This is a genomic window from Candidatus Desulfatibia sp., assembly GCF_036446775.1.
In the GTDB taxonomy this organism is placed as follows: Bacteria; Desulfobacterota; Desulfobacteria; order Desulfobacterales; family UBA11574; genus Desulfatibia_A.
The window spans coordinates 1-3,438 of record NZ_JAZFTO010000258.1 but is presented as its reverse complement, the minus strand read 5'-3'; the positions used below and the strand labels follow the sequence as shown (position 1 = coordinate 3,438).

The following is a 3,438-nucleotide window of genomic DNA, read 5'->3' as shown; positions in this document are numbered from 1 at the left end:
CCTTTGCCGCCGTCGCCACCGTCCGGTCCACCGCGCGGAATAAACTTTTCACGCCTGAAACTTACACAGCCCTTGCCACCGCTGCCGGATTGAACGGTAATGATCGTTTCATCAATGAATTTCACTCTGCATAAACACTTACTTTTTTACGACGGCGCCCCATTCTTTCAAAAGCTATGATACCATTGATCTTGGCAAACAAAGTGTAATCCTTGCCCATGCCCACATTGTTTCCCGGATGGATTCTGGTTCCCAGCTGGCGCACTATAATATTGCCGGCCTGCACCATTTGTCCGCCAAACCGCTTGACCCCGCGTCGCTGCGCGTTACTGTCCCGGCCGTTTCTCGTACTGCCGGCGGCCTTTTTATGTGCCATTGTGCTAACTCCTTGTGCTCAGAACAATTTACGTTTGAGACCATTGAAAAACGTCCCCTTTTGTCCAATCTCGGCGTTAGGCTCAAATTTTAATCCTCGAAATACTCAATGTATGTCTGTGGTTAAAATTTTCGCCTGCCTTGACCTTGAACAAAACTGAACATTTTTCAAAGGTCTCGTTTTATGTTTCGATACTGTCGATTTTGATTGCCGTATACTGCTGACGATGCCCCTGCTTTCGGCGATATCTTTTGCGTTTTTTATATTTGAAAACAATAATCTTTCTGGCCTTGCCCTGTTCGACAATATGACCTTTGACAATAACATTATCGAGAATCGGTTGTCCGATATTGACCGCATCACCGTCCGAACACATCAGGACGCTGTCAAAAGCAACCGGGCTGCCGACTTCCCCTGGAATTTTCTCTACCATTAATATTTCACCCTGACGAACCTTATATTGTTTCCCGCCGGATGCAACAATAGCATACATATATATAAGCCCCCTCAAAAATCCAATCTAATACTGATTTTTTACAAAACGTGATAATTTCGGTTTTTATGAATTCATCAGTCAAGAAACTAATAATATTTATTCGTTTCGTAATATTTGTCAAGAATATTTTAAATAAAATCGCAAAACGATTTTATAGCTTGACTCTTATTAAAAATTGACATATGAACAATCGTTCATATAATTGGAGGTAACTTATGGATGTCTGTCAGGAAAAAATATTGCATCATGAAAGCGTGCAAAAGGCCGTTAGCAACATTCCCGACATGGACGCGCTCCATGACATTACCAGCATTTTCAAGGCCTTGAGCGATCCAAACCGGCTTAAGATTGTGATTGCCCTGGCAAAATGTGAATTGTGCGTCTGTGATCTGGCAGCCGTTTGCAGATCATCCGACTCGGCCGTATCCCATCAGCTCAGGATACTCAGGAATCTGAAAATCGTCCGTTATCGCCGAGAAGGAAAAGTCGTCTATTACCGTCTTGACGATCACCATGTGAGCACTTTAATCAATCAGACCCTGGAACATGTTAAGGAATAAAAATGAATATAATTATAGAAATCCTGGCCGCTGCATGGCAGGTCTTTCTTGAATCGTCCGTCTATATGCTTTTTGGGTTTTTTGTCGCCGGTATTCTCCATGTTTTTTTCAAGCCCGAGAAAGTCAGTCGCTATTTAGGAAAGGGCCGTGTGCGTCCCGTGCTTCTCTCCGCCCTGGCGGGGATTCCGATTCCGCTGTGCTCCTGCGCCGTTGTCCCGGCGGCGGCCGGGCTGAAGCGCCAAGGCGCCAACAACGGCGCGACCATGTCGTTTTTGATCTCAACGCCTGAAACCGGCATGGATTCCATTCCGATTACCTATGCGCTTATGGATCCTATTATTACTGTGATGCGTCCGGTGGCGGCCTTTATTACCGCTATCGTCGCCGGCACTATTGAAAATTTTCTCGGCGAATCCAGGGAAAAACCAAAAAACACCTTACATAGTTCCTGCTCTGTCTCCGGCAACCACGGCTGTAACGGACCATCCCTAAACCCTTTAAACCCTGTCAAAATTTCCTTGACCGCCAAAATTGTCATTGGTTTGAAGTATGCCTTTGTCGATCTTCTGGGCGACATCGGCAAGTGGTTTATTTTAGGTATTCTACTGGCAGGACTGATCTCCTATTTAATCCCGGACACCCTGTTTGAATCATACCTGACCAACAATTTTATTGCCATGCTTGTGATGCTGGTGGCCGGCCTGCCCATGTATGTCTGCGCGACGTCTTCAACACCGATTGCCGCCGCCCTGGTACTTAAAGGCCTAAACCCGGGGGCCGCCCTGGTATTTTTGCTGGTCGGACCGGCGACGAACATCGCTTCTTTGAGTATGGTTTCAGGTCTTTTGGGCAAAAGATCACTCTTGATCTACCTGGGATCGATCGTTGCATGCTCCCTTGCTCTCGGCATTGTGACCGACATGCTATATTTCGGCATCGGAATCACCGCCAAAGCATCCGCAGGACAAGCCGCTGAAATATTCCCTCATTATGTAGAATTGACTGGTGCGGTCATCCTTGCCATTTTGCTTGCGTTTGCGATCTGGAAAAACTATAAAGAACCTGGAGCTTGCAGCACGTGTTAACCTGACCCGAATAAAATCGTGTTACGATTTTATGAAACGCGGCTACGCCGCTCTGTTTGGCGAAAGGCTAAAATTCCTATTTGAATTCATCCCGCGCTACAAGCAGCGGGGAATTCAAATTTAAAATTAAATGTAATACATTGGTCATAGCAAAAAAAGATATGGATATGAAAATCGAGGCTATCGCTGTCAGCAAGAAAAAAGGGACTCGCAAGAGCTGCTTTGAGGAAGCACTCCTCGTCAAAGATCACGGCCTCCAGGGCGACGCCCATGCCGGTGACTGGCACCGCCAGGTCAGCCTGCTGGCGTCCGAAAGTATCGATAAGATGCGCAACAAGGGCCTGGATGTGACCTTTGGTGATTTTGCCGAGAATATCGCAACATCGGGAATCGACTGGGTAACGGTCCCGGTGGGCACCAGGGTCAAGTTAGGTGACACCTGCCTGATTGAAATTACTCAGATCGGCAAGGAATGTGTCAAAAAATGCGCTATCTATTACCAGGCCGGCGACTGTATTATGCCCAAAGAAGGGGTTTTTGCCAGGGTGCTTGAAGGCGGCACTATCCGCAGCGGCGACACAATCGAAATATTACCATCCGATACCAGTGAACAGTGAGCAGGAATCAGTAACCTGCAACCAAAGCCAGTTGTAGCGAAGCGGAAATCCCGCTGAAAACGGGGCAACCGGCATCATGCATCTTGTATCCTGAATCATGTATCTTGTATCTTATTTATAGGAGTATCTCTTGGACGCATCTTTAAAAAAAACGGTCATCCTTTGGGACAAATCATCCAACCGCTCATTGGAACATGAACTACTTGGCGAAGAACCGCTCTCGATCATAATTGAGGGCAAACCGTATTCGGTTGTGATGCGCACCCCGGGAGATGAACTGGCCCTTGCCGCCGGCTTCTGCCTG

At 47.0% G+C, this 3,438-nt stretch carries 5 protein-coding genes and 1 pseudogene; 3 read left to right on the top strand and 3 right to left on the bottom strand.

The genetic code is table 11. The features are described from left to right. The 3 genes and pseudogenes from V3S16_RS12430 to rplU all read right to left on the bottom strand — a co-directional run. Nucleotides 1–125: pseudogene (locus tag V3S16_RS12430) on the bottom strand (GTPase ObgE); the annotation flags it as partial. Next, a complete protein-coding gene (rpmA, locus tag V3S16_RS12425) occupies nt 122–376 on the bottom strand; it encodes a 50S ribosomal protein L27 (RefSeq protein ID WP_413885400.1) in 255 nt (84 codons plus the stop codon). The pseudogene V3S16_RS12430 and the gene rpmA, both read right to left, overlap by 4 nt. A gap of 181 nt (nt 377–557) precedes the next feature. Next, complete coding sequence (gene rplU / locus V3S16_RS12420) at nt 558–869, bottom strand: 50S ribosomal protein L21 (RefSeq protein WP_413885398.1); 312 nt, start codon at nt 867–869, stop codon at nt 558–560. Between the two features lie 218 nt (nt 870–1,087). Here rplU and V3S16_RS12415 point away from each other — a divergent pair, with 218 nt between their 5' ends. The 3 genes from V3S16_RS12415 (at nt 1,088) to V3S16_RS12405 (ending at nt 3,134) form a co-directional block, all read left to right on the top strand. Next, complete coding sequence (locus tag V3S16_RS12415; protein ID WP_413885396.1) at nt 1,088–1,432, top strand: ArsR/SmtB family transcription factor; 345 nt, start codon at nt 1,088–1,090, stop codon at nt 1,430–1,432. 2 nt (nt 1,433–1,434) lie between these two features. Beyond that, on the top strand, nt 1,435–2,517 hold the full coding sequence (locus V3S16_RS12410; protein ID WP_413885394.1) for an SO_0444 family Cu/Zn efflux transporter: 1,083 nt from the start codon (nt 1,435–1,437) through the stop codon (nt 2,515–2,517). Between the two features lie 161 nt (nt 2,518–2,678). Continuing rightward, nucleotides 2,679–3,134 carry an MOSC domain-containing protein gene (locus V3S16_RS12405; RefSeq protein ID WP_413885392.1) on the top strand — a complete coding sequence of 152 codons (456 nt, stop codon included), beginning with the start codon at nt 2,679–2,681 and terminating at the stop codon, nt 3,132–3,134. Nucleotides 3,135–3,438 lie beyond the last annotated feature (304 nt).

Bases quoted from the DNA above. Each gene is read 5' to 3' on its own strand.
- rpmA (WP_413885400.1), bottom strand. From the start codon at position 376: ATGGCACATAAAAAGGCCGCCGGCAGTACGAGAAACGGCCGGGACAGT.
- rplU (WP_413885398.1), bottom strand. From the start codon at position 869: ATGTATGCTATTGTTGCATCCGGCGGGAAACAATATAAGGTTCGTCAG.
- V3S16_RS12415 (WP_413885396.1), top strand. From the start codon at position 1,088: ATGGATGTCTGTCAGGAAAAAATATTGCATCATGAAAGCGTGCAAAAG.
- V3S16_RS12410 (WP_413885394.1), top strand. From the start codon at position 1,435: ATGAATATAATTATAGAAATCCTGGCCGCTGCATGGCAGGTCTTTCTT.
- V3S16_RS12405 (WP_413885392.1), top strand. From the start codon at position 2,679: ATGGATATGAAAATCGAGGCTATCGCTGTCAGCAAGAAAAAAGGGACT.